The organism is Hansschlegelia zhihuaiae (genome assembly GCF_004103825.1).
GTDB classification, from domain to species: Bacteria; Pseudomonadota; Alphaproteobacteria; order Rhizobiales; family Methylopilaceae; genus Methylopila; species Methylopila zhihuaiae.
Genome location: NZ_RYFI01000005.1, coordinates 87,406 through 108,456 on the forward strand (window position 1 = coordinate 87,406; position 21,051 = coordinate 108,456).

General features: G+C 71.1%; 13 protein-coding genes. All 13 read right to left on the bottom strand.

Going from position 1 to position 21,051, the window contains the following annotated elements; genetic code table 11:
• Positions 1–10: 10 nt before the first annotated feature.
• Positions 11–3,244, bottom strand: a complete 3,234-nt coding sequence (locus EK403_RS07035) for a DUF6519 domain-containing protein (RefSeq protein ID WP_128776794.1) — start codon at positions 3,242–3,244, stop codon at positions 11–13.
• A gap of 22 nt (positions 3,245–3,266) precedes the next feature.
• Positions 3,267–5,519 (bottom strand): hypothetical protein, encoded by a 2,253-nt coding sequence (locus EK403_RS07040; RefSeq protein ID WP_128776795.1) that lies wholly within the window; start codon positions 5,517–5,519, stop codon positions 3,267–3,269.
• Positions 5,519–9,058 carry a DUF8189 domain-containing protein gene (locus EK403_RS07045; protein ID WP_128776796.1) on the bottom strand — a complete coding sequence of 1,180 codons (3,540 nt, stop codon included), beginning with the start codon at positions 9,056–9,058 and terminating at the stop codon, positions 5,519–5,521. The genes EK403_RS07040 and EK403_RS07045 overlap by 1 nt, the downstream gene beginning before the upstream one ends.
• Entirely contained in the window at positions 9,058–11,664 is a 2,607-nt protein-coding gene (locus tag EK403_RS07050) for a baseplate J/gp47 family protein (protein WP_128776797.1), read from the bottom strand. Before EK403_RS07050 ends, EK403_RS07045 begins: the two co-directional genes overlap by 1 nt.
• Before the next feature lie 7 nt (positions 11,665–11,671).
• Complete coding sequence (locus EK403_RS07055) at positions 11,672–12,052, bottom strand: GPW/gp25 family protein (RefSeq protein ID WP_128776798.1); 381 nt, start codon at positions 12,050–12,052, stop codon at positions 11,672–11,674.
• A gap of 9 nt (positions 12,053–12,061) precedes the next feature.
• The gene (locus EK403_RS07060) at positions 12,062–12,346 is read right to left on the bottom strand and encodes a hypothetical protein (RefSeq protein WP_128776799.1); all 285 of its coding nucleotides are present in this window, start codon (positions 12,344–12,346) and stop codon (positions 12,062–12,064) included.
• Positions 12,347–12,360: 14 nt separating this feature from the next.
• Positions 12,361–13,074: a phage baseplate assembly protein V gene (locus tag EK403_RS07065; RefSeq protein WP_128776800.1), complete on the bottom strand. Its 714-nt coding sequence runs from the start codon at positions 13,072–13,074 to the stop codon at positions 12,361–12,363.
• Between the two features lie 9 nt (positions 13,075–13,083).
• Entirely contained in the window at positions 13,084–14,217 is a 1,134-nt protein-coding gene (locus tag EK403_RS07070) for a phage late control D family protein (protein WP_128776801.1), read from the bottom strand.
• 4 nt (positions 14,218–14,221) lie between these two features.
• Positions 14,222–14,506 carry a hypothetical protein gene (locus EK403_RS07075; protein ID WP_128776802.1) on the bottom strand — a complete coding sequence of 95 codons (285 nt, stop codon included), beginning with the start codon at positions 14,504–14,506 and terminating at the stop codon, positions 14,222–14,224.
• Positions 14,507–14,514: 8 nt separating this feature from the next.
• The gene (locus tag EK403_RS07080; RefSeq protein ID WP_245479556.1) at positions 14,515–15,150 is read right to left on the bottom strand and encodes a hypothetical protein; all 636 of its coding nucleotides are present in this window, start codon (positions 15,148–15,150) and stop codon (positions 14,515–14,517) included.
• Between the two features lie 154 nt (positions 15,151–15,304).
• Positions 15,305–17,797, bottom strand: coding sequence for an eCIS core domain-containing protein (locus EK403_RS07085; RefSeq protein ID WP_128776804.1), 2,493 nt, complete (start codon positions 17,795–17,797; stop codon positions 15,305–15,307).
• 37 nt (positions 17,798–17,834) lie between these two features.
• The gene (locus EK403_RS07090; RefSeq protein WP_128776805.1) at positions 17,835–19,511 is read right to left on the bottom strand and encodes an eCIS core domain-containing protein; all 1,677 of its coding nucleotides are present in this window, start codon (positions 19,509–19,511) and stop codon (positions 17,835–17,837) included.
• Positions 19,512–19,745: 234 nt separating this feature from the next.
• On the bottom strand, positions 19,746–21,051 hold a 1,306-nt coding region (locus EK403_RS07095), incomplete at its 5' end, for an ATP-binding protein (RefSeq protein WP_164919526.1).

Below are 21,051 nucleotides of genomic sequence, written 5' to 3' on the forward strand. Positions count from 1 at the left end.
CCCTCCCGACTCACATGATCTGGTTGAAGGCGCTCTCCGGCGCCGGAAAGTCCGCGTGGTTGCTGGCGCCGCCATTTGTGACGTTGCCGATGAACGGTCCGGGCGTCCCGCTGAAGTTGACCGAGGGGAACGACTTGGTCGTCGCCTTGATGTGGTTGCCCATGACGATCGCGCTGCGGCCTGTCAGCACCACGGTCGCCTGCTCGTGGGCCTCCAGCCGCCCGGTCTTGTGCATGCAGTAGTTCTGGTCGAACGACACGCGCTCGAACCGCGCCCGGAAATCGCCTTCGACCTTGCGCTCCGCCACCTCGATCAGCGCCGTCCGCCCCACGCCCGTGAACTCGTTCGACGCGATCAGCAGCGGGAAGCCGATCGTTAGGGAGCCTTCGGCGAAATCGTAGGAGCGTTCGTAGAGCCCGTCGATCAGGACGGCGCGGTCCTCGCGCTCGGGATCCCGCTCCAGGAAGTCGGTGTGGACCACGAGGTTGCTCTCCAGCCGCGCCTCCAGAATGGACATTCCGAAAATGCCGACGGTCGTCGGCGCCTGCAGCTTGTTCTCGGGCCTGACGCCGACATTGACGACCTCGTTGGCCTCGACGTGCCACTCGCCCGCCACCATGACGGCGCCGATCCCGGTCGCGCGCTCGGCCTCGTAGGACACGTTCGTCAGGCGGTTGGCGATGAAGTCGGCGCGCGCGATCATGCCGATGGCCCCAAGACCGACCTGCGTCGTGTCGTGGATGCGGTTGCCTTGGACGGCCGGCGCTGCCTCCAGCGCCAGGAACAGGCCGGCGGTCACGGCCGAGACGTCGTTCTCGCTCCACCGGTTCGCGCGGCCGGAGAGACCGCCCAACCCGATCGTGACGCCCGCGATCCTGTTGCCGCCGACGAGCGCGTTCTGGACGCGGCTCAGCATCACGCCGAACGTCACGGGCCCGCGCTCGGGGCGGTCGCCGACCAGCGCGTTGTCCCGGATGGTCGGGCTCCGGGCATCGGTCGCCATGACCCCGCTCGTCGGTCCCTCGAACCGGTTGTCCGCGACCACGATTTCTGTCGTCGGCACCCCCGCCTTCTCGCTCTCATATCCGATCTGGACGCCGACCGGCGCGCGGTCGCCCATCTCCTTGAGCTCCGCCTTCACGACGTTGCCGCCGATCACGGAGTTCGAGCCCGTCGCCCGGATCGCGACATGGTCCGGCGACCTCACCCAGATCCGGTTGCCCGAGACGACGCTCCGCTCGGCCGCCGCGTCGATCGCATAGATGCGGTCGGCGTCGCCGCGCTCGATCGGGTCGACCACAATGACATTGTCGAGGATCGCGGAGCCTTCGGCGCCGGAGAACGGCTCGCCGAACGGATGGGCGTCGTTGATCACGATTCCGAAGGCTGTCTCCTCGATGCGGTTGCCCGAGACGGTCACCGGAGCGCTCGTCCCTTGCGACAGCACGCCGATCGGAAACAGCTTGCCGTCGCCGCGTCCGCCCGGCCGGATCAGATTTTCGACGAAGACCGGCGCGTCGCAGAACCCCACCGTGCGGATGCCGACTTCGACGCTGCGGATGAAGCAGCGCTCGACGCGCAGCCGGTCGGTCCGCAGGACGTCGACGCCGACGACCCGGACCGGGCCCTTGTTCTCCATCCCGCAGCCGGTCACGGCGACGTCGTCGGCCCCCGCGAGCGACACGACGCCCTCGCCGGACTCGATCGCGCCGCGGAACACGATGCCCTCGACGCGGACGCCGAACGCGGCTTCGACGCGCAGCACGCTGTCGCCGTTCGCGAGATCGACGAACACGCCCGGGCTCTCGCCCGTCAGCCGGACGAAAGGCCGTCTGATCACGATCGTCGCCCGCGGCTGGTGGACACCGGCCTTCAGGCAGACGCAGCCGCCGACATCGGGCAGCGAGTCGATCGCCTGCTGGATGTCCTCGCCGACCGCGACCGTGACTGCGCAACAGCATTCGTCGTCCGAAGCTTCCGGGGGGCGGCAGTCGGTCGCGACGGGCGACGGGCCGCCGAGCCCAATGACGGCCGCCAGCTGGACGTAATGATGTTCGACGCCGCGTGGGGGCGCGGCGTTCAGCTTCTCGACCGAGGCGTCGGCCACCCGGACCGCGAAGACCCAATGATCGAAGTCGCGGAAGGCCCCGCCCGCGGGATCGAGCGCGAAGCTCACCTGAACGCCGTCCTCGAGGTCGATCGGACCCGCCGCGGTCGCGATCAGGCCGTCGGCGTCGATCGTGTTGGTCGCCGCGGTCTGGTCCCAGCGCTGGACGCGGGTGTGGCGCGCGACGAGGTCGGCCGGCGTCGCGCCGAACGGGCGACCGGTCGGAAGCGCGCGGTCGAGCACGATCTCGTTGCGGCTTTCCACGATGTCGATCACCCGCGCCATCTCGCCGGGCTCACCCATCAGCTCGCGATGGTCGTCGGTGATCGTCACCCAGTCGTCGATGCGGAAGCGCAGCACGGGGTCGCGGCCGATGCGATTGACGGTCAGCGTGGTCTGCGCCCCCGCGACCGCCACGCCGCGCACCACGGAGACGATGGAGCCATTGTCGCGGGACCATTTGAACCGCGCGACGCCGAGCGCGCCTCCACTATGGATCTCAACGCGGTAGAGCCGGTTCTCGAGCCCGCGATAGCCCGCCTTGGGCGGCAGGATGCAAGGGTCCGACAGCGCCGGCGGCGCGACCGCGTCGCTCGAGAGCCGCCCGGCGGAGGAAGGGTCGCCGACGTCGAGCCCGCAGACCGCGCCGTCGCGACCCTCCACCTTGAGCTGCCAGACCGTCTGGGTGCGGGTCGCCGTGTCGGCGCCGCCGAGCGCGACGTCGAGCAGCGAGGCGTCCTCCACATAGGTGACCTCCCGCTCCCAGACGTCGAGATAGACGACGGCGTCGCCGGCCGGCAAAGCGGGAGGGTCGGGATAGAAGGGCTGCGCCAGATAGCTCGGCGTCTCGCTCGCGAAGGCTTCGCAGAGGAGCCCGTCGACATAGAGTCGGCCGGGCTCGATCGTCAGATCCCCGCCGGGCCCGGCCGCGACGCCGATCTTGAAAGCCTCCGGGGTCGTCTCGTAGGGCACGCCGATCGGTCCGAAGACGTCGAGCGACTGTAGGCGCTGGCGGCGCTTGGTGATGTCGACGGACTCGTTCCAGTCCGAGTCGAGCTGGACGCGGCCCTGCTGCATCAGCACGCCGGACCGCCGCTTCAGCGGATCATGCGTGAAGCGCGTATAGTCTCCGCTCATCGCTTCCTCCCGGGCGCGCCGGTCACGTCACGTAGATCAGCCCGGCCTCCAGGCCGAACGGCAAGTATTCGTCGAGCCTCGCCCGGAGATTGGCCTCCCGCTGCGGCTGCTTGAGGCAGCAGTAGACGCCCATCTCCGAACCGTCCTCGGCCCCGAGCGCGATCTCCTTCGGGCCGCCGAGCGACAGCTGCAGATAGGCCGGCTGGCCATAGGCCTCGCTGGCGTATTCGGGCTTTACCCGGCGAGCGACACGGGTCGCGATCGCGGCGCGCTGCGGATCGGTCCGCGGGCCCAAGGCCGCTTCCTCCTCCTCGATCGCCTTGGCGATCGCGAGCGCCGGCTGGCAGCGGTACTGCCGCGGCGCACGGGAGCCGCGCGGGACATAGGAGAAGCGGACGCAGCCGCGCTGCACGCGCTCGGTCCGCGCCGTCCCATCGAAGATCGTCTCGGTCGCGAAGGCGATCTCCCGGATCCGCGAGGTCCCCCTTAGCGTCGAGCGTTCGACGTGCAGAGGCGGCCCGGCGCGGCCGGGCGCGCCGGGCGCCGCGATCGCGTCGGTCCCGACCCCGTCGACCACGCTGTCCAGCACGAACAGCCCCTCCGCATGTTCCGGGACGCGCACCGGGCCGACGATCGAGAATGCGATCTCGAGCCGGAACTCCACATTCGCCGGATCACCCGACGCGCTGGTCTCCGCGACCGATATGGAGGGTGGATCGGCCGCAGGCGGAGCATCGTCGAAGATCGAGGCGCCCGGAACCAGCGTCGTGTGGATCAGCCTCAGGCGCCTGAGGTCGCCCGCGACCTCCACCACCCCCTCGACGAGCAGGCCCCCCAGCGTGACGCTGGCGCCCGGATGATCGCCGGTGACGGTCAGCGGCCCCGCAAGCATCAGATGCGGGCGGAAGCCGTCGGCCGCCTCGATCGCCAGGAAGCGGTCGTCGGCGGGCTCGATCGAGATCGCCTCGGCGTAGCTGCGATTGTCGCGGATGCGGATGATCGCGTTCGGCTTGCCCGCTGCGGTCCAAGCGCCGAGCGCAGCGCCGATCGTCGCGTGGACGCCGGGCGCGCCCGAGCCGTCGACCAGATAGACCTCGCGGGCGAGAGCGCGCCGGGTCAGCCAGGCCCGCCTTCCATAGGGGCCGCCGCCGAGCTCGGCCGGGAAACCGTAATGACAGGAGACCTGCACCCGCTGCGCCGGCAGGAGCGCCGGCCCGAGCGTCAGCCGCCCGCGCGCGACGTCGATCGCGACGAAATCCGTCGCCGGCGCGCTCCAGGTCGACAGGTCGCGACACACGATCCGGTCGGCGGGCGCCGGCGTCGCGTCGACCACGACCGAAAAGCTCGGATGCGGCGCCGCCGGCGTCGGCGGACTGGCGTCGAACGGGCCGTAGAGCTCGCTGAAGCCCGGTCGCGGCGCGGGCAGCGCGCGATAGGCCCTGAGATCCTCGAAGAACAGCGCCGGGCGGACGGCTTGCGGCACGTGCAGCTCGGTCGCGAGCCCCGTCTCGTCGCCTTCCGGGCGCCGGCGGCTGAACAGGGGGGCGGACTGGCCGAGCGGCGAGAAGAAATAGCGGAAGTCGCCGGCGGCCCCGAGACGGCGGGCGTCAGACGTCTCGACCGGATAGGCGCCAAGCCGCCACAGGAAGAACCCGACGTTGCGGATGTTGTGCCAGCCCTCCATGCGCCCGACAGGACGCACGTCGACCGTGTGGGCGATATGGTCGAAGGCCCGGTCGAGCCGGTCCATCGCTTCGACCGAGCGGATGTCCGGCGTGCGGACCGCCTGAGGCCGCTGGTGGTTGCGGAGCCACTGCGTCCAGCCCAGCAGTTCGAAGAACTCGACGACATGCGCCGACCAGCCGGTGACGTCGCGCGCGAGCTCCTCCAGCATCGGCGCCGTGCCCTTGCGGCGGCGGTAGTAGATCGTCTTGGCGACGTCGGCGCGGGTGCGGAGCGCGATGGCGGGCTTGAGGCGCGGTCCTTCGAGTTCCGGGAACAGCTCCTCTGCCGTGTCGCCGTCGGCGACCCGCGACTCGTCGAACAGCGGCGTCGCGCCGACGAGGTCGCCGATATAGGGCACCACCCACGGCTCGCAGGTCTCGATGAAGGCGTTGGCGCCGAGCTGCGCGATGCTGGCCTCGACCCGGTCCGCCTCGGCCTCGACGATGGCGAGCAGCGTCTTGAGCGCCTCGCCGCTGACGGCGTCCTGCTCGCGGATATAGGCGGGCAGCAGATGGTAGAGCTTGTCTTCGTCGCGGTTCGAATAGGCCATCAGAACGCCTCCGCGATCGAAAGCTCGACGTCCTCGGCAGGATCGAGGATCGCGGCCTGTTCGGCGGCGAGCGCGGGCGGCGCGGCGCCCGACGGAACGCCCGCGAGGGCGAAGCGGTCGAGCTGGCTCAGGTCCGTCGGGAACGGCCGCGCGGGATAGACGCGGATATGCGGCTGGACCGGGTCCGTGGTGACCGAACGCACCTCGCGCTCGACGCCGGTGAGAGTGGCGTAGCCCTTCAGATGGAACAGGTCGACGTCGACCGCGGACACGCCCTCCACGCTTTGAAGCTCGGCGTAGACGCCGCTCGCATGCACCGCGGCGCCGAGCGGCTGCGCCTCGAACGCGTAGGCCTCGAGGATGCGGGCCCGGGCGCGGGCCAGGACGTCGTCGACCTCGAAGATCGGATCGCGCAGCAGCCTGGCGCGGATCACGACCGGAATGCGGGTGAGGTTGGAGAGCGCGAGCGGTCGGTTCGGATCGCGGACGGAGTCCAGCGAGGCGTGGAGGTCGTCGAGCGCGATCGCTGACAGCGGGGCGCCGTCGGCGCCCGCGACGGTCAGATGGACGACCCGCTGCAGATCGAACCAGACCCAGGTGGCGAACGCCCGCGCCACCAGTCCGGACGCCGTGGCGACGTCCTCGAAGTCCTTCAGCGACACGGCGCGGCCGAAGGTCTTCACGGAAGCCGGCGCGCCCAGCCGCGCGTCGTCCCGTGTCTCGGGGTCCGCCCCGCCGTCCGACGGCAGCGGGTTCTCAACGGCGCGAAGGCCGACTGGTCGCTCCAGCGGGATCGCGAGCTGGCCGGCCGTCATCCGGCCCTCGAGGCCGAGCCCGCAGCGGTAGCGCGTCGCGACGTTGAGCGCGCCGGATTTGAGGCGCGCGCCTGTCCGGCCGTCGCCGAACGTCACGCTGGTCTTGCCGGCGTCGTCCTGACGGAGCGCATAGACGCGGTCGGTCGGAGCGCGGCCATAGAGGCTCGGGACCGGCCGCCACAATTCGCCGTTGACCCGCAGCTCGATGACCGGTTCGCCGGAGACGCTTTTGCGCGACGGCAGATGGGTCAGCGGGCTCTTCGAGAGAACGAAGCTCTGGAAGGTCCTGGTGGCGTCGCCCGAGCCGATAGGCTCGAGCGCCGGCGAGCCGTCCGGGCCGGCGCCCTTCGGTTGTGACTCGCCATGGCTCGCGGCGGCGACGTTGCCGAGCATCCGGACGTCGCCGTCGAGCCGGCCGACCGGCGGCGCAAAGTCGACCAGCAGGTGGTCGGGCGGATCGCCCGGGGTCGCTGCCGCCTCGACGCGCCTCGTGACCTGCGCGATATGGCGAATGGCGCCGGCTTGCAGAATCAGGCGCCGGTCCTTCGCGATCTCCTCGAGACCTTCGCGGCCGTCGCCGAGTGGAACGGCGAGGCGGCCGCCCTGGAGCGGGATCGGATAGGCGAAGCCCCGGAACGCGACGTCCGGGCGGGACAGCCGGAAGATGCGGGCGGTCCGGCGGTCGAAGATCTCGCCGAGCCCGAATCCCATCGGCTGGAAAGCCGACCAGCCTGTGCCGGAGAACGAGGCGACGGACGCGCCGCCGTCGCCGTCGCGGCAGAACACGCGCAACACGCCGTCGCGGGTCGAGGCCGACGGATCGGAGGTCAGGGTCCCGCCGATGCGGCTCCATTGTCCCCAGACCGCGCCGACCCGCCTTATGCTCCAGAGCGCGCCGTCGCGGCCGCGGGCGAACAGGAACACCATACCGGGCAGCGCCGCGGCCGAGACCTCGCCCTCGACCGCGCCGCCGAGGTCGAGCCAGTCGGACCAGGTGGTTCCGTCGAAGCGGCGGCTGCGAAGGCGGCCGTCGTCGCCTGCGACGAAGATCTCGGGGCGGCCCGGCGCCGGGGACACGAGCGCCGGCGTCGCGGCCGCGACGCCGGCGAGCGACCTGAAGCCGCTCCAGACGCCTCCGACGCGCGAGGCGTGCATCACCGAGCGGTCCGCGCCGCGCAGCACGACGTCGACGCGCGTGCCGTCGAAGCTCGAGATCGCGACCGGCGACGTCGCCGCCGCGGGCACGGTCTCGTCCACCAGGACGCCGGCCGCCCCGACCTGCAGCACCCGCGCCGCGCCGAACGGCGTCGTGACCGCGACCAGCGCCTCAGCGCCGGGAAGATCGACCGCGGCCGGGCGCGTCGCGGCGTCGACGCCGAGGTCCGCGGTCGTCCAGCCGGCCCCGCGGAACGCCGCGAACAGGCGGCCCGACGCGTTCCGGTAATAGAGATCGAGGCCATGAGGCCCGGACCCGACGACCGTAGGCTCTTCCATGAGATGCGTCGTCGCCCCCGGCCAGACCGCCTCAGTCTGCGAACCGCCGCCGCGGGCGAAAAGGCTCAAGGTCCCGGCGCCGGTCATGGCGGCGACGCGCAACGCGCCGGGCGGCGAGCCGCCTTCCGGAGGAACTGGGACCGGGCGGCCAAGGATCGTCTGCCGCAGCGAGACATGGGTGACGGCGTCCTCGAGCGGACCGACCGGATCGGCCATGCGGTCGTCGGTCGAGGTCACGGCCGCGGTCATGAGGCGCGGCCCCTTGAGGGCGCCGGCCCCCTGGTCGACGAGCAGATGGTCGCCGGCCTTCACGTCGTCGTAGCGGGCGTCGAGCGGATAGGCCGTGAGGCCGCCGGGGAGGCCGGCCGAGACGGTCACGGTCTTCCACCGCTCATGCGGCGGCGTCGTCGGATTGGTGTCGAAGACGTTGGTCTTGGTCGGAGCGTTGTAGCCGAAGAAGCGCAGCCGCCTGTCGATCCGCGCGGCGCGCGCGAGACCGGGCCTCAGGCCCAGCGCCTGCATCGGCGGATCGAAGACGAGGCCGACGCCGTCGCTCTGGCGGCGAAGCTCGGCGACGGTCTTTTCCTCGATGGCCTCGAGGCCGAACACGACCAGCCGGTCGCCGATCGAGAGCGGCTCCGGCCGGGCGGTGATGACGCCGCCCGTGGAGCCGCGCGCGAAGGCGTTGAAGGGGGTGGGCGGACTGTGGACCGCGGCCGCGTTGAGGCGCGCATGCGCGACGAGCGGCTCGGTCGTCTCATAGGTCTGGGCCCGCTGGTCCTGGGCCGGCATGCTCATGACCGGCAGGCCCCGGCGCACCCGGGTGCGGGCGCCGTCGTCGAGCGTGAAGGCGAGCAGCGCGGTCGCGGCGAGGCCGGGCCGCGGCCGGTAGCCCAGCAGCGCGACCAGCTTGACGACGGAGTCGCGTTCGCGCGCCGTGCGCAGGAAGATCTCGTTCGCGATGCGTTCGTTGTAGAAGCAGAGAACGTCCGCGAGCGCGGCGAACTGCTCGAGGAACGAGATCGCGTAGTCGTCGCTCTCGCGGGTCGTGAGAGCGCTCAGCCGCGCGTCCTCCGTGATCCGCTCCAGCATCGCCCGCCGGAAGGTCCCGAAGGTCCCGATCCGATAGGCGAGCGTCGACAGGCCCGGACGGTTGAGGATGGTGTCGGGACGGTCCGCGGCTCCGCCCGCGCAGCAGCCGCAGAACGCCGGGGCCGGGACGGACGCCATCACTGGCCTCCCACCGCGCCGATGCGCAGCACGCCGCGCTCGGGGAAGTTCGGATCGTCCTCGAGGACCGGCATCTCCATCGGCCCCATCGCGATCAGGCCGCGCGCGATGGCGTCTCCCGGGACCTCCCAGTAGCGCTTGAAGACCAGCGCGGTCGCGGATTCGACGCCCTCGACCGCCTCCGCGGCCTGGTAGAGCCGCGAGAGATAGACCGCGTCGCCGAAGCGGAAGGCGAGCGGATGGAAGAAGCCGCGGGAGCCGTCCGCATAGGCGCGGTTCGAGAGCGCGCGGCGGACCGCGGCGATCACGTCGCCGTGGAAATGGCCGGCTCGGACGCAGAGCCGAAGTTCGATCTCGATCGGGACGTAGACGGCGGCATGGACCGCGAGGTCGTAGCCGGCGACACGGAACCGGCCGAGATGGGCGCGCATCGCCGCAGCGAAGTCGGTCGCGAGCGCTGCGCCGCCGCCCGGCAGGCGCGTCAGCCGCGCCTCGTCGCGCGGGTGGATGGCGACGAAGACCGTGTGCCAGCTGCCGGTCCAGCGGAACCGCGCCTTGGCGGCCGCGACCTCGGCATGCCTGAGCGCGACCTCCTCCCAGTCGGCTTCCGTCACGGCGCGGAACTGGATCGCCCGAAAAGCCTCCGGGGCGAGCTGGCGCACCTGCTCAATCGTCTCCGCCTCGGCCCCGAGCCGGGCCGGCAGCGGCTGAAAGACGCGCTCGATCCCGACGAACGGCGCCGGAGCGGCGGACGGGTCGGCCGGATCGGTCATCTCGGCGGCCGTGGGGGCGACGATATGGACGAGCGATCCCGCACCGAGATTGCCCGACCGGCCGACGCCGATCCTATAGCGGGCCGTGACGGCGACGACGTCCGCGGGCGCCCGACCGTAGCGGTCGTCGCCGAAGCGCAGCCGGACGGCGGCGTCGTTGTCGACCTCCGCCACGAATTGCTGGTCGTAGGAGCCGCTCTCGAACAGATGCGGCGCCGGCGTCCAGAGCTCGACGTCGCCCTCGGTCGTGAGCACCGACAGCACGATCGCCGGACCGACCTCACGGACGTCCGCCGCCAGGTCATGGCGGCCGGGAACGAGCCGGCCGTCGGCCGCGTAGACCGGCTCCGGCGGCATGGCCTGATGAGTGAGCGGACCGTCGGGCAGCGTGAGGGCGGCGATCGGCCAGGCGCGGGTCTCGGCCCGGGGCGCGGGCAGAATCCGGCTGATGGTACGGCCGTGATCGGCCGGCGCGACATTGCCCTGGGCGATCGAGACTGGGTCGATCAGGCCCGTCTCCGGCGTCTCGGTTGACAGGCGGAACGGCTGGGTCAGCGCGTCCTCGCGCCGCCAGACGACGCGCTGGAGCGGCAGCGCGGCCTGCGCGGGGCTGCTGCGGGCGGTCAGCGCGCCGCCCGTCATCGCCGCGCGGAAGACCGGGTCCTCGTCGTCCTCGACATCGGTGATCCGCACCACCTGCGCTCGGGCGGGATCGGCGTCCGCCGCGGCGCCGGTGACCGGGCTGACCGCCTCGCGGATGAGCAGGTAGTCCCCCGGCGCGAAGGCCGGGCGGTAGGCGTTCGGGTTGGCGCCATCCGGGACGCCATAAAGCCACGCCTCGGTCGCGCCGCGCGCGAGGCAGCATTCCGCGTCGCCCCAGGAATGGATGCGCAGCAGGTTGTGGAGCGCGTCCGCCCGGATCCGCGCCGTGGTCTCGAACACTGTCGCGCCGTCGAGCGCGGGGTCGGCGTCGAAATCCGCGGTCGCGGGCATCACGGCCCCCGGCGCGCCGGCGTCGCCGATCAGCGGCCGGCCGATCCTGGTGACGAGCTTCGCGCCCGCCGGCACGAAACCGGGCGCGCCCGCCGTCGCGTCGAACTGGACGAAGGCATAGGCGTTGCGGCCCTGGTGCATCCGGTAGTCGATCAGCCGCGCGTGCCGCGCCGCCGAGATGCGGTGCAGGCAGGCGTCGAGGAACGCCTCGGTCCCAACGGCGTCCTGAAAGTAGCTCAGCTGGTCGCCCACATAGGCGAACAGCTCCAGCACCGCGACGCCGAGATCGGCGGGCGAGCGCTCTAGCCAGTCCGGGTGCCGCTCCGCGACGAGCTCCATCAGGAGCCGCCGGAAGCTCTGATAGTCCTTGGCGAGGTAGTCGAGCTCGGGCTCGGCGGGAGCCTCGGACGCGCAGTCGACCGTCCGCCGGCAGTCGAGGTCGCTCGGGCAGCCGGCCTTGAACGAGAACCGCGCCTGGCTGCGCTCCGGGTCGAGCCAAGGCGGCTCGACGGAGAGCGCATAGATCGAGAAATCTCCCTCGCGGTCGAGGAAGACCCGGATCGTCAGCGGGTCGCCGGGATCGGGCTCGACGGAGAGCGTCCTGACGTCGACGATGCGGGCCCCGCCCAGCACCACGAAGGCCTCCGGCGCGGCGTCGAGCCCGGCCGGCGGCGCCTTGAGGAACGTGACCTCCAGCGCATGGCGGCGCGCCGGCGGCGCCAGCATGTCGCGCCGATATTCGACATAGTCGATCCCGTTGACCGGGCTCGCAGGCGCGCGGATCAGGCCCGAGCGCCGCTCGTCCTCGCACCAGATGGTCCCGGAGGTCGAGATCGCCATCGCCGTCTCACGCCGGCCCGGTCTTCACGAAGGTGTCCTCCACGCGTTCGCCAGTCGCGCGCAGGCGGTAGACGACAGTGACCTCGAGCCGCTCCTCGAGGGCCGCGACCCCGACGCGCTCGACGAGGATCAGCGTGTCGAGCCAGCGGAGCAGCGAACCGTGGACCAGCTGCTCGGTCGCGGCGGCGAGCGCGTCCGAGGCGGGCGCGAACACGAGTTGCTTGAGGCCGCAGCCGAATTCCGGTCGGTTCACGCGCTCCCCGGGCGCGGTGAAGATCACCTGGCGGATCAGATCGCGGACGTGATCGTCCTCGCCGGTCAGGCCGGCGCGCCCTCGGGCGTCGAGCGACAGCGGGAAGTCGAGGAAGGTCGCATCCGCCGCCGCCATCGCCGCCCCCTAGACTTCGATGTCTGGGGTGACGACCGGCGAGCCGGTGAGCGGAAGCGTGATCCTGAACGCGTCCTCGCGGTCCTTCAGGTGCCGGACCACGCCGCGCGCGATCGCGACGAACAGCCGCCGCCGCGCCCTCACGTCCCGGTCGGAGGAGTCCATGTTGAGCGCCGGCATGTCGTCGAGCAGCAGGAGCGCGTTGAGCTCCTCGTCCATGGCCGCGGCCATCGAGTCGACGTAGTCCGTGTAGTCGGTCTGGTTGACCGCGAGATTGCCCGGCCTCAGCGCCATGCCCCTCTCCGCCCCTATTCCAGCAGCACTTTGAGCGACAGCAGCGCCGGGCTCGGCGGCGGCATGGGCGCGACCGGCGGCGCGGGCGTCACCGGCAGCACGCCGAGCGCCATCTCGCCTGGATGCACGTGGGTGTTGAACAACGTGACGAGCGTCGTGAGATAGGCCATCAGCTGGTCTCCCAGCACGGCCGGATGGAAGGCGGCCTGGCTGCCCTCCTGGATCAGCGCGCCGTCGAGGACCACGCGCGCCAGTCCCTTGATGGTGACGGTTCCGGTCGGCACGCTGATCTCGATCTTGTTGACCCCGAGCGCGTCCGAGATCGTGATCGTCTGGGTGAGGTCGTCCATCACGGCCGCAAGGCCGAAATCGGAGCGCCAGACCTTGGTGGTCGGAAGCGGCGGGCTCGCGGGCGGCGCCATGGGCGCCTCGCCGGCCGCCCAGTAGCCGCCGGTCCAGATCGGCCGCGAGACGTCGCCGGCCTCGAATTCGATCCAGACGCCGGACCCGAGCATCGGCACGGCGAAGAAGCCGGCGTTCAGTCCCGCGACAGGCGCGCAGGGCCACGCCCAGCTCGCGGGGACCTCGCCCAGCACCTCGGGGACCATAGCCTGGACGCGGCCGAGATTGAGCGGGTCGACATTGTTGACCACGACGCCGCGATACTTGCCGTAGACCTTCTGGCGGGCGTCGCCGCCGGGGCCGTTCCGCTCGCCATAGGCCATCATGCCTCTCCCTCAGGCGACCGCGTCGAACGGGTCGACGAAGACCTCGGCGCCCGTCAGGCCGACCGCGTTCCGCGACGCGCTGAAGCTCTGGGTCCAGCCGTCGCGCGAGATGCGGTGGCTGACCGAGGTCACGTAATAGGCGCCGCTGTGCTGGCGGCCGGCGCCGCGCACCAGCACCGGCAGCCCGGGCAACAGGGGGCGAGCGTATTTGAGGCCGTCGACCTCGCCTTGCGCGGTGACCGCGCGGCTCGACTCGCTCGCCCGCGAGAAGGCCCGCATCTGCATCTCGATCGGGTTCGCGGCGTCGCCGGCGAGCGGACGCTCGATCGGCGGCGGGATGATCCGGTTGAGCGTGGGCTCGAGGCCCATCGGCGGCTCGATCGAGACCGGGGCGATGGCGGGGATCGGCGCCCGCGTGCGTGGATCGACCGACGCGCCGACGACGCCGCGCGGCTGGAGCATGTCGTTCGACACGCTGAAGGCGGTCAGATTGGTCTTGGACCCGAAGTCGATCGACAGCACGCCCTGCGGCGGCGCGGGCCACAGACGCGGATGGAAATGGCCCATCGTCACGCCGCTGAACGGCTCGGGCTGAAGGTAGAGCTCGTAGGCGTTCCGTTCGGCGAGCTGGAACAGGTAGGCGGCGTCCGTGTCGCGCTGGGTCGTGATGGTGTCGACAATCGTTCGGCTCGGCGGCGTCGGGACGACGACCGGGATCGTGGCGTATTTGGCGAAGATCGCCCGCACGATCTCGCTGTCCGGCAGGTTCGGCCAGATGAAGGGCTGCTGGATGTGGCCCATGATCGTGCCCAGCGCGTCCATGCCGACCACCTCGAGCGTCGAACTGCCCGGCTCGTTGCTGGCGCTCAGGCCGGCGTCGTGCAGGAAGCCGGTCGCGATCGTCATCGGCACGCCGAGGCCGAAGGCGAGCCGGACCGTAACCGGCAGCAGGGGTCGAAAGATGTCGAAGGCGAGCGCGTCGAAATCGCCATAGGCGTTGCGGCTGAGATCGAAGTGCAGCCGGAAGATGGACGCCTGGCCGACCGCGGACTCGACCTCGATCTCGCGCAGCGCGTGGATGAAGGGCGGCGGCAGCGGCGCGAAGGCGACCTGCACGGCGAAATAGGCCGGGAGCAGCGGCATGGGCTCAGCCTCCGCCGTAGTTCGGAAGCCGGACCCCGCGGTCGGGCTCCCGCGTCAGTTCGGAGGGGCGCAGCGCCCGGTTGGCGTCGGCGAGCCGCCAGAACTGCTCCGCGTCGCCCAGCGCGCGGTAGGCGAGCAGATCAGGCCTGTCGTCGTCGCGGACCCTCTGCGACCGCCCGCTCGCGACCTCCGGGATGAAGCGCATGCGCTTGTAACGGATCGCGCGGCCGTCCCGTCCGACCGTCTCGGCGTCGGCGATCGTCTCGTATCGGCTTCCCCGAAAGAACATGGCCGGTCCTAGATCGGCAGCAGCGACCGGATTTCGGTCGCGTCCTGAAAGGTGTTGAGCGCCCCCATGACCTCCTTCTGGGTGAAGGAGGCCATGTAGACCCAGTATCCGGGATTGGTGATGTCGAGGTCGCGATAGGTCAGGACCTTCAGCGACAGGTCGACCCTCGCGCGAATGGGATTGAGCTGCTGATCGAACGCCTCCTCCTTGATCGAGAGGCTCTGGACCTGCACCGGCAGGACCCTCCGCGGCCCCCAGACCAGAAGCGCGAGCGGCGCCTGCTCGGCCATCACGAAGGCGCTGCCGGCGATCGCCAGAACCTCGTTCGCGGCCACCAGCGCGAGCGGCGGATAGGTCAACCCCTCGAGCGCCGCGATCGCCGGATGGAGGCCGTTGTCCAGCGCGGCGCCGTTCTCGCCCGGACGCTCGAGCTGGTCGGCCGCGTCGATCTCGATCGCGAAGCTCAGCGTCTCCTCTGGCGGCCCGTTGACGCGGTTCGCGTCGCCGCGCCCGCCGCTAGCCGCGCCGCGCGGCTGCAGCGAGCGCGTGACCTCGTCCGGATTGTATTGGAAGACGATGATGGTGGGCAGCAGTTCGGGCAGCTGATAGGCGACGATGCCGCCTTTCAGGACCTTCGGACTCATCGGAAAACTCGACGTCATCGAACGCCGCCTCCCGTAGCCCGGCGGCCGTATGGCCGCTCCGGTCCCGAAGCCGAGGCCGTCACGCTAGCACGGCGCGGAGGTCGTGGGCAGCGCTTCGTCACAAAGGTTACCGAAGTCTTGAGCGGCGCGGCCGTCATGGGCAGACCGGGCCGGCGCTGTGGTCTGGCGTCTCGAGCCGCCAGGCGAGGAAGGTGTCGATGCGTCGTTCAGCGTGGCGGCGGAGCTTCATGCGCCATGCCTGGATGGCCACGGCGTCGCCGAACGGCCGCGACAGCTGGCACTGCTCCATCAGGGTCGCGAGCTCCATGTCGATCGCCGTGTCGCGCTCGCCGCCGACCAGCAGGGCGCGCTTGTCGAGGATGTAGTCCAGCGTGCGGCAGCCGAGCTGCTTTTCGAAGCAAAGCTCGCCGATCGCCGGAAGCCGGCGCGGCGGCAGCGGCCCGGGCGGCGCGGGGCCGATGGACGGGCCCTGATAGGGCGGCGGCTCGACCTTGGGGGTCGGCGTGGGGTCCGGCTTAGGATCGGGCTTGGGATCCGGTTTGGGGTCCGGCTTCGGCGGGGGCGAGCCGGGGATCTCCATCTCCCCTTCGGTCCACCACTCGTTCCATCCGGCGATGCGCACGCGGCCGAGGCAGCCGTCGACCGGCGCGCCCCGGAACCAGAGCTTGTAGCGGTGCTTGTCGCCAGGCTTTGCGGGCATCTCGGTGATGCCCGGCTCGTCGGTGCCGGCGTATTCGCAGCCCGTGGCCCGGTCGGGCAGAAACTTGTCTTCGTCTATGTCGTCGCGCGGGATCGTCCGGAACACGTCGTCGAAGCGATGGCCGTAGCCGCCGTGCTGAGGAGTGGCGTCTTCCTTGAACTCCGTCTCCGACATCTTCGTCGCCGACGTCAGATAGTGCGGCGCCTTCTTCCACCCCGAACCGCGGTCGTGTTCGAAGAAGCCCCTGACCTCCTGGAGATACTCGCCGCAACTGCACGAACAGGCCTTTTCAAGGTCTTCGGCGAAGTGCAGCCCCATTGTGAACGGCGACTTGACGGACCAGTAGGCCCCGATGTGGTTGACCTTCGATTTTATCTTTCCGCTCGGAAGTTTCGAGGAGGACAGGCAGGCGCGCGGGCGCTTCTCTTTTTTCTTCTTCTTGTCCTTCTCAGGGTCCTTGTCTTTGTCCGGATCCTTGGGGTCGTCGGGGTCGAGATCCGGCAGGTCCGGAAGTCCCGGGAGCCCGGGAAGGGCCGGCAGGCACGCCCAGGGGTTCTTGATGCAGAACAGGATGCCGACGCCGACCCCCACCCCCACGCCGATCCCGCCGCAAATGATCGGGTGGCGGGCGCAGAACCAGCTGTCGTCGTCCTTCTTGGGAGGGTCCTTCTCCGGCGGCCCGTCGTCCTTCGGGGGCGGCGTGTCGTCCTTCGGCGGGCGCTTGTCGTCGTCCTTCTTCGGATCCGGATCGGGATCCGGCTTGGGGTCGGGATCCGGCTTCGGGTCGGGTTCAGGCTCGGGCTTGATCACGATCTCCGACCCGGGGAGCAGGAAGATCTCGACGCGGCGGTTGGCGCTGCGGCCGTCCACGGTGTCATTCGCGGCCGTAGGCTGTTTCTCGCCGAGCCCCGAGGCCTGGACGCTCACGCCCCGGAGCCCCTGCAACTGCCAGAGCGCCGACAACGCCCGACGTTGCGACAGCTTCTTGTTGTGCTTCTCGGCGCCGGACTCGTCGGTGTGCCCGACGATCAAGACCCTCAGCGTCCCGCGCTTGGCGGATTTCAGGATGTCGCGGACCTCCTTCACCGCGCCGACATGGATCTCCTTCAGCTTGTCCGAGTCGATCGCGAAATTGTCGAGTGTGATGCGGAACGGCTCGATGCTGGTCTTCACGCCGCCCGGCGAGGTCTTGGAGAGTTCGATCTCCTGCTTACGCTCCTCCTCCGGAGTGAGCGGCTTGGGCGGAGCCTCGCTTTCCTGGTCGCCATCGGCCTGGGGATCGTCCGGGTCGCGGCGGATCGTCCGGGTCGCGCCTGCACCCTGCTGGATGACGTGGGCGAGTTCGTGGGCGATGAGCCGGCGGCCGTCGGAGCTGTCCGGCCGGTAGGCTCCGTTCGCGAAAGCGATGTCCCGGCCGAGCGTGAAGGCCCGGGCGCCGACGCCGCGCGCCGCCGTCGCGGCTTCCGCCCCCGTATGGAAGCGCACGGCCGACAGCTCTCGCCCGAAGCGCGGTTCGAAATAGGCGCGCAGGGGCGCCGGCATCGGCGATCCGCCGCGCGCCACCGAGGCTTCGGCCGCGGCCGCCGCCCCGGGCGACGGAGAAGCAGCGACCGCCGAGCGGCGGATCGTGGCAGCACAATGTTCGCAGGGTTCGCCGCCGTCTTCCTCCGCCCTTTCGCATTCCGCGCATTTGCGCTGCGTCCGGCCGGAGGGCGCCTGGGAAAGCAGGGGAAGCGTCTCGCCGCTCAGGACCGCCGCGGCCGCCCGGTCCGCCTCGCGTTCGAGCGGGTCGTCAACGGCGCCGATCTCCGCCTTGCGCTGGAGCGGAGAGATCGCGCGCGTCTGCGCCGGCGGACGCTGAGGAGGCTTGCGGACCGCCGTCTGCGCCGGCGCCGGCGCGGCCGCCTTGGTCGCCGCGGAGCTCACGCTGCGGTCCTCCGGCCGGAATGGGCGCGGGCGCCGGTCATGGCCTGGGCGCCGGCGGTTTCTTGAGCTTCATTTTTGCGACGATCCGCTTCGCGGTCTCGGCGCGGTTCTTCGGCCAGAACACGTCCTTCCAGTATTTGTCGACGCGCGCGGCCGTCATGTAGGCGTAGACTGGCGCCTCCTCGGCGACGTTGCCGTCCTTGAGGTCGCGGTTCGCCGCCGCGTAGCCGCGGTAGAACTCCGTCTCGAGCTCGGCCGACGCCGCGGCGATGAAGCCGGCGTCGGTCGCGACGACCGAATAGCCGAGCGCGTTGATGTCGTCGGCGAGTTGCGCGATCACGCCGGGCCGGAGGTCCTTGAAGATGTACTTCTCGGCGTAGGACTCGCCCAGGTCGCCCTTGCCGGCGGCGGTCTCGAACTCCCGCAGCGCGAAGTTCCGGCTGGTGTGGCCGACGGTGGTGTGGCCCCAGACCGAGCCGGAGTCGATCTTCTCGTCGGCGAGCGTGTCTCTCACCAGCGACGCGAGCGAGCCCTTGCCGCCGCCGCGCATCGTCCTGCCGACCCAGTCTTCGGCGTCCTCGTCGAGGCCGCGGGCGGAGCTGCAAGTGTAGAGGATCACCCGCACATTGCGGGACAGGCTGGGCGCGATCTTCTTGAAGACGGTCGCCGCGTTGCCGACCGTGAGGTCAGCGCTGCACCATTCCGGCGTTCCGTGCGCGAAGACCGCGATCACGCGGACCTGCCCTGGAGACGAGGCCGACCCCGGCGGAGCGCCGGCGGGGGGCGGAACGCGCGCGAGGGCGTCGTTCGCGACCTTGGCGATCGCCGGCACGGTCTTGTCGATGGTGCGGACATGGGGAATGGCCTTTCCGATCACGAGGCTCGCCGCGTCGATCTTCGCTCCCTTGAGCCCGATGGCGTTCTCGCGGACTGCGAATTCGGACGCCTTCCGCTCCGCCTCCGGCTCGTTCTCGTCATAGAAAGCGAGCGCAAAACCGGCCGCGTAGCCCGGCCCGCGCAGGGTGTTCCCGAGCTCGAGCTCCTTGTCGGGCGGCGCGGCCTTCGGGTCGGGGTCGCGCCGAATGTCCGCCGTCCGGCCTTGTTGCTGGACCACATGGGCCAGCTCGTGGGCGATCAGGCGGAGGCCGTCGCCGGTGTCGGGCCAATAGGCGCCGGCGGCGAAGCCGATGTCGCGGCCGAGCGCGTAGGCCCGTGCGCCGATCCCCCGCGAGGCGGCCGCGGCCTCGCTTCCGACATGCAGGCGCACGTCCGCGAGGTCCCGGCCGAAACGGGGCTCGAAATAGGATCTGAGATCGCGGGGCAGCGGCGCGCCGCCGCGCGACAGCGCCGCTTCCGCGGAAGCCGCGGCGCCGGGCCGAACCGGGGCGGAAGCAGCCTGCTCGCGTCTGATCATGCGGGCGCAGTCCTCACAGCGTTCCGCGCCACGACCTGCGGCTTCCTCGCATGCCGGGCATGCGCGCTGGGCGCGGCGATCCGCGGCGGCCGAGAGCGACGGCGCCGCCGAGCCGGACGTCACGGCGTCGGCGACGCGGTCGGCCTCACGCTCGAGCGGGTCGGAGGACGGGCCGACCTCCGCCTTCAGCTGCAAAGGCGAACGCGCGAACTCGCTTCTCGAACGCGCGTCCGCCCTGCCGTTCGAGGCGATCCGCCCGTCGGGCGCCTTTCGGGCCAGTCGTCCGACACCGCGGGTCACCGCCGCCTCGCGAGTTCTAACCGGATCGCGCGCGCTACCGCCCGGGCGACCGCGGCGGCGTCCGCGCCGGCCGGGACCGGGACACGAAGCCGGTCGACCGCCAGATCGGCCCCCGGCGAAGCAGGACAAACGGCGTTCGCGACGGCGGTCTGCAGAGCTTTCGGGAGGTCTGCGCCCAATGCTCGGGCGGCCGGCGCCCGCGCTCCCGGCGGCGGCAAGGCGTTTGGCGGTCGCTCAGCGCCCATGCCGCGCCTCCATGCCGAGCGGCAGGCGGAGCTCGCGGTCCAGTTTCCGGAACTCGGATCGCGCGGCGCGCAGAACATGCGCCATGGCGATCGGACGGCCCTCCGCGGCCGCGTGGAACGCGGCGTTGACGGCGATCACCACGATGTTGCCGCCGGCTATCTCGAGCCTCGCCAGCATGTCGAGGTCGAGGGCCTCGGTCGGCGCGGCGGCCGGGAAGGCGCGTCGCCAGATCTCGCGCCTCAGGTCGCCGGTCGGGAACGGCAGGTCGACCACGTAGCGAAGCCGGCGAAGGAACGCTTGGTCGAGATGGGCCTTCATGTTGGTCGCGAGGATCGCGAGGCCCGAAAAGGCCTCCATGCGCTGCAGCAGATAGCTGACCTCGATGTTGGCGTAGCGGTCGTGGCTGTCCTTCACTTCGCTCCGCTTTCCGAACAGCGCGTCGGCCTCGTCGAAGAACAGCGCGGCGCCGGAGCGCTGGGCGCCGTCAAACACCCGCTTCAGGTTCTTCTCGGTCTCGCCGATATATTTCGAGATGACGCCCGAGAGGTCGATGCGGAGCAGGTCGACGCCGAGGTCCTGGCAAATCACCTCGGCGGCCATCGTCTTGCCGACGCCGCTCGGGCCTGCGAACAGCGCCGTGACGCCGGAGTTCCGAACGAGCCGCGCGCCAAAACCCCACTGATTGTAGACGAGCGCGCGATGGCGCGCCTGGGCGGCGATGGCGCGGAGATCGTCGAGCGCGTCGGACGGCAGCACGATGTCGTCCCAGCCGTAGCGCGGGATCACGATGTCGCCGAGCCCTTCGGTCGAGGCGCGGCAGCGTTCTCGGGCCGCCGCCCAAAGCTCTTGCGGCCGGAAGGCGGGGCTCGCGGACGCCACCTCGGCGATCTCGGCCGGTCCCAGCGGGAACTGTGCCGCGAGCTCCGCGAGCGCGCCCTCGTTCAGCGCCGCCCCCTCGGGCGCGACGGCGCGCCAGATCTCGAGGCGCTCTCCGTCGCCTGGCGGCGCGACCAAAATCGGACGCCATCCCGGGGCGGCGTCGCGCGGCTCCTCCTCCAATGCGACGGCGGAGCAGTCGAGGCCGGCCATCACGGCGGCGAGCGCGTCTTCGGCCGCGTCCCGATTGCCGCCGCCGGCGAGCCGTCTGATCCGCGCCGCGTCAACCAGCACGGCGAAGCCATTCAGCTGCGCGGCGCGCGTGACCCTGGTCATGACGAGGCTCAGGGCCGCGCCGTCGAGCCGGGGCGGCCGGAGCTCGAAGACCGCAAGGCCGAGCCGGCTCCCCGCCCCCGCG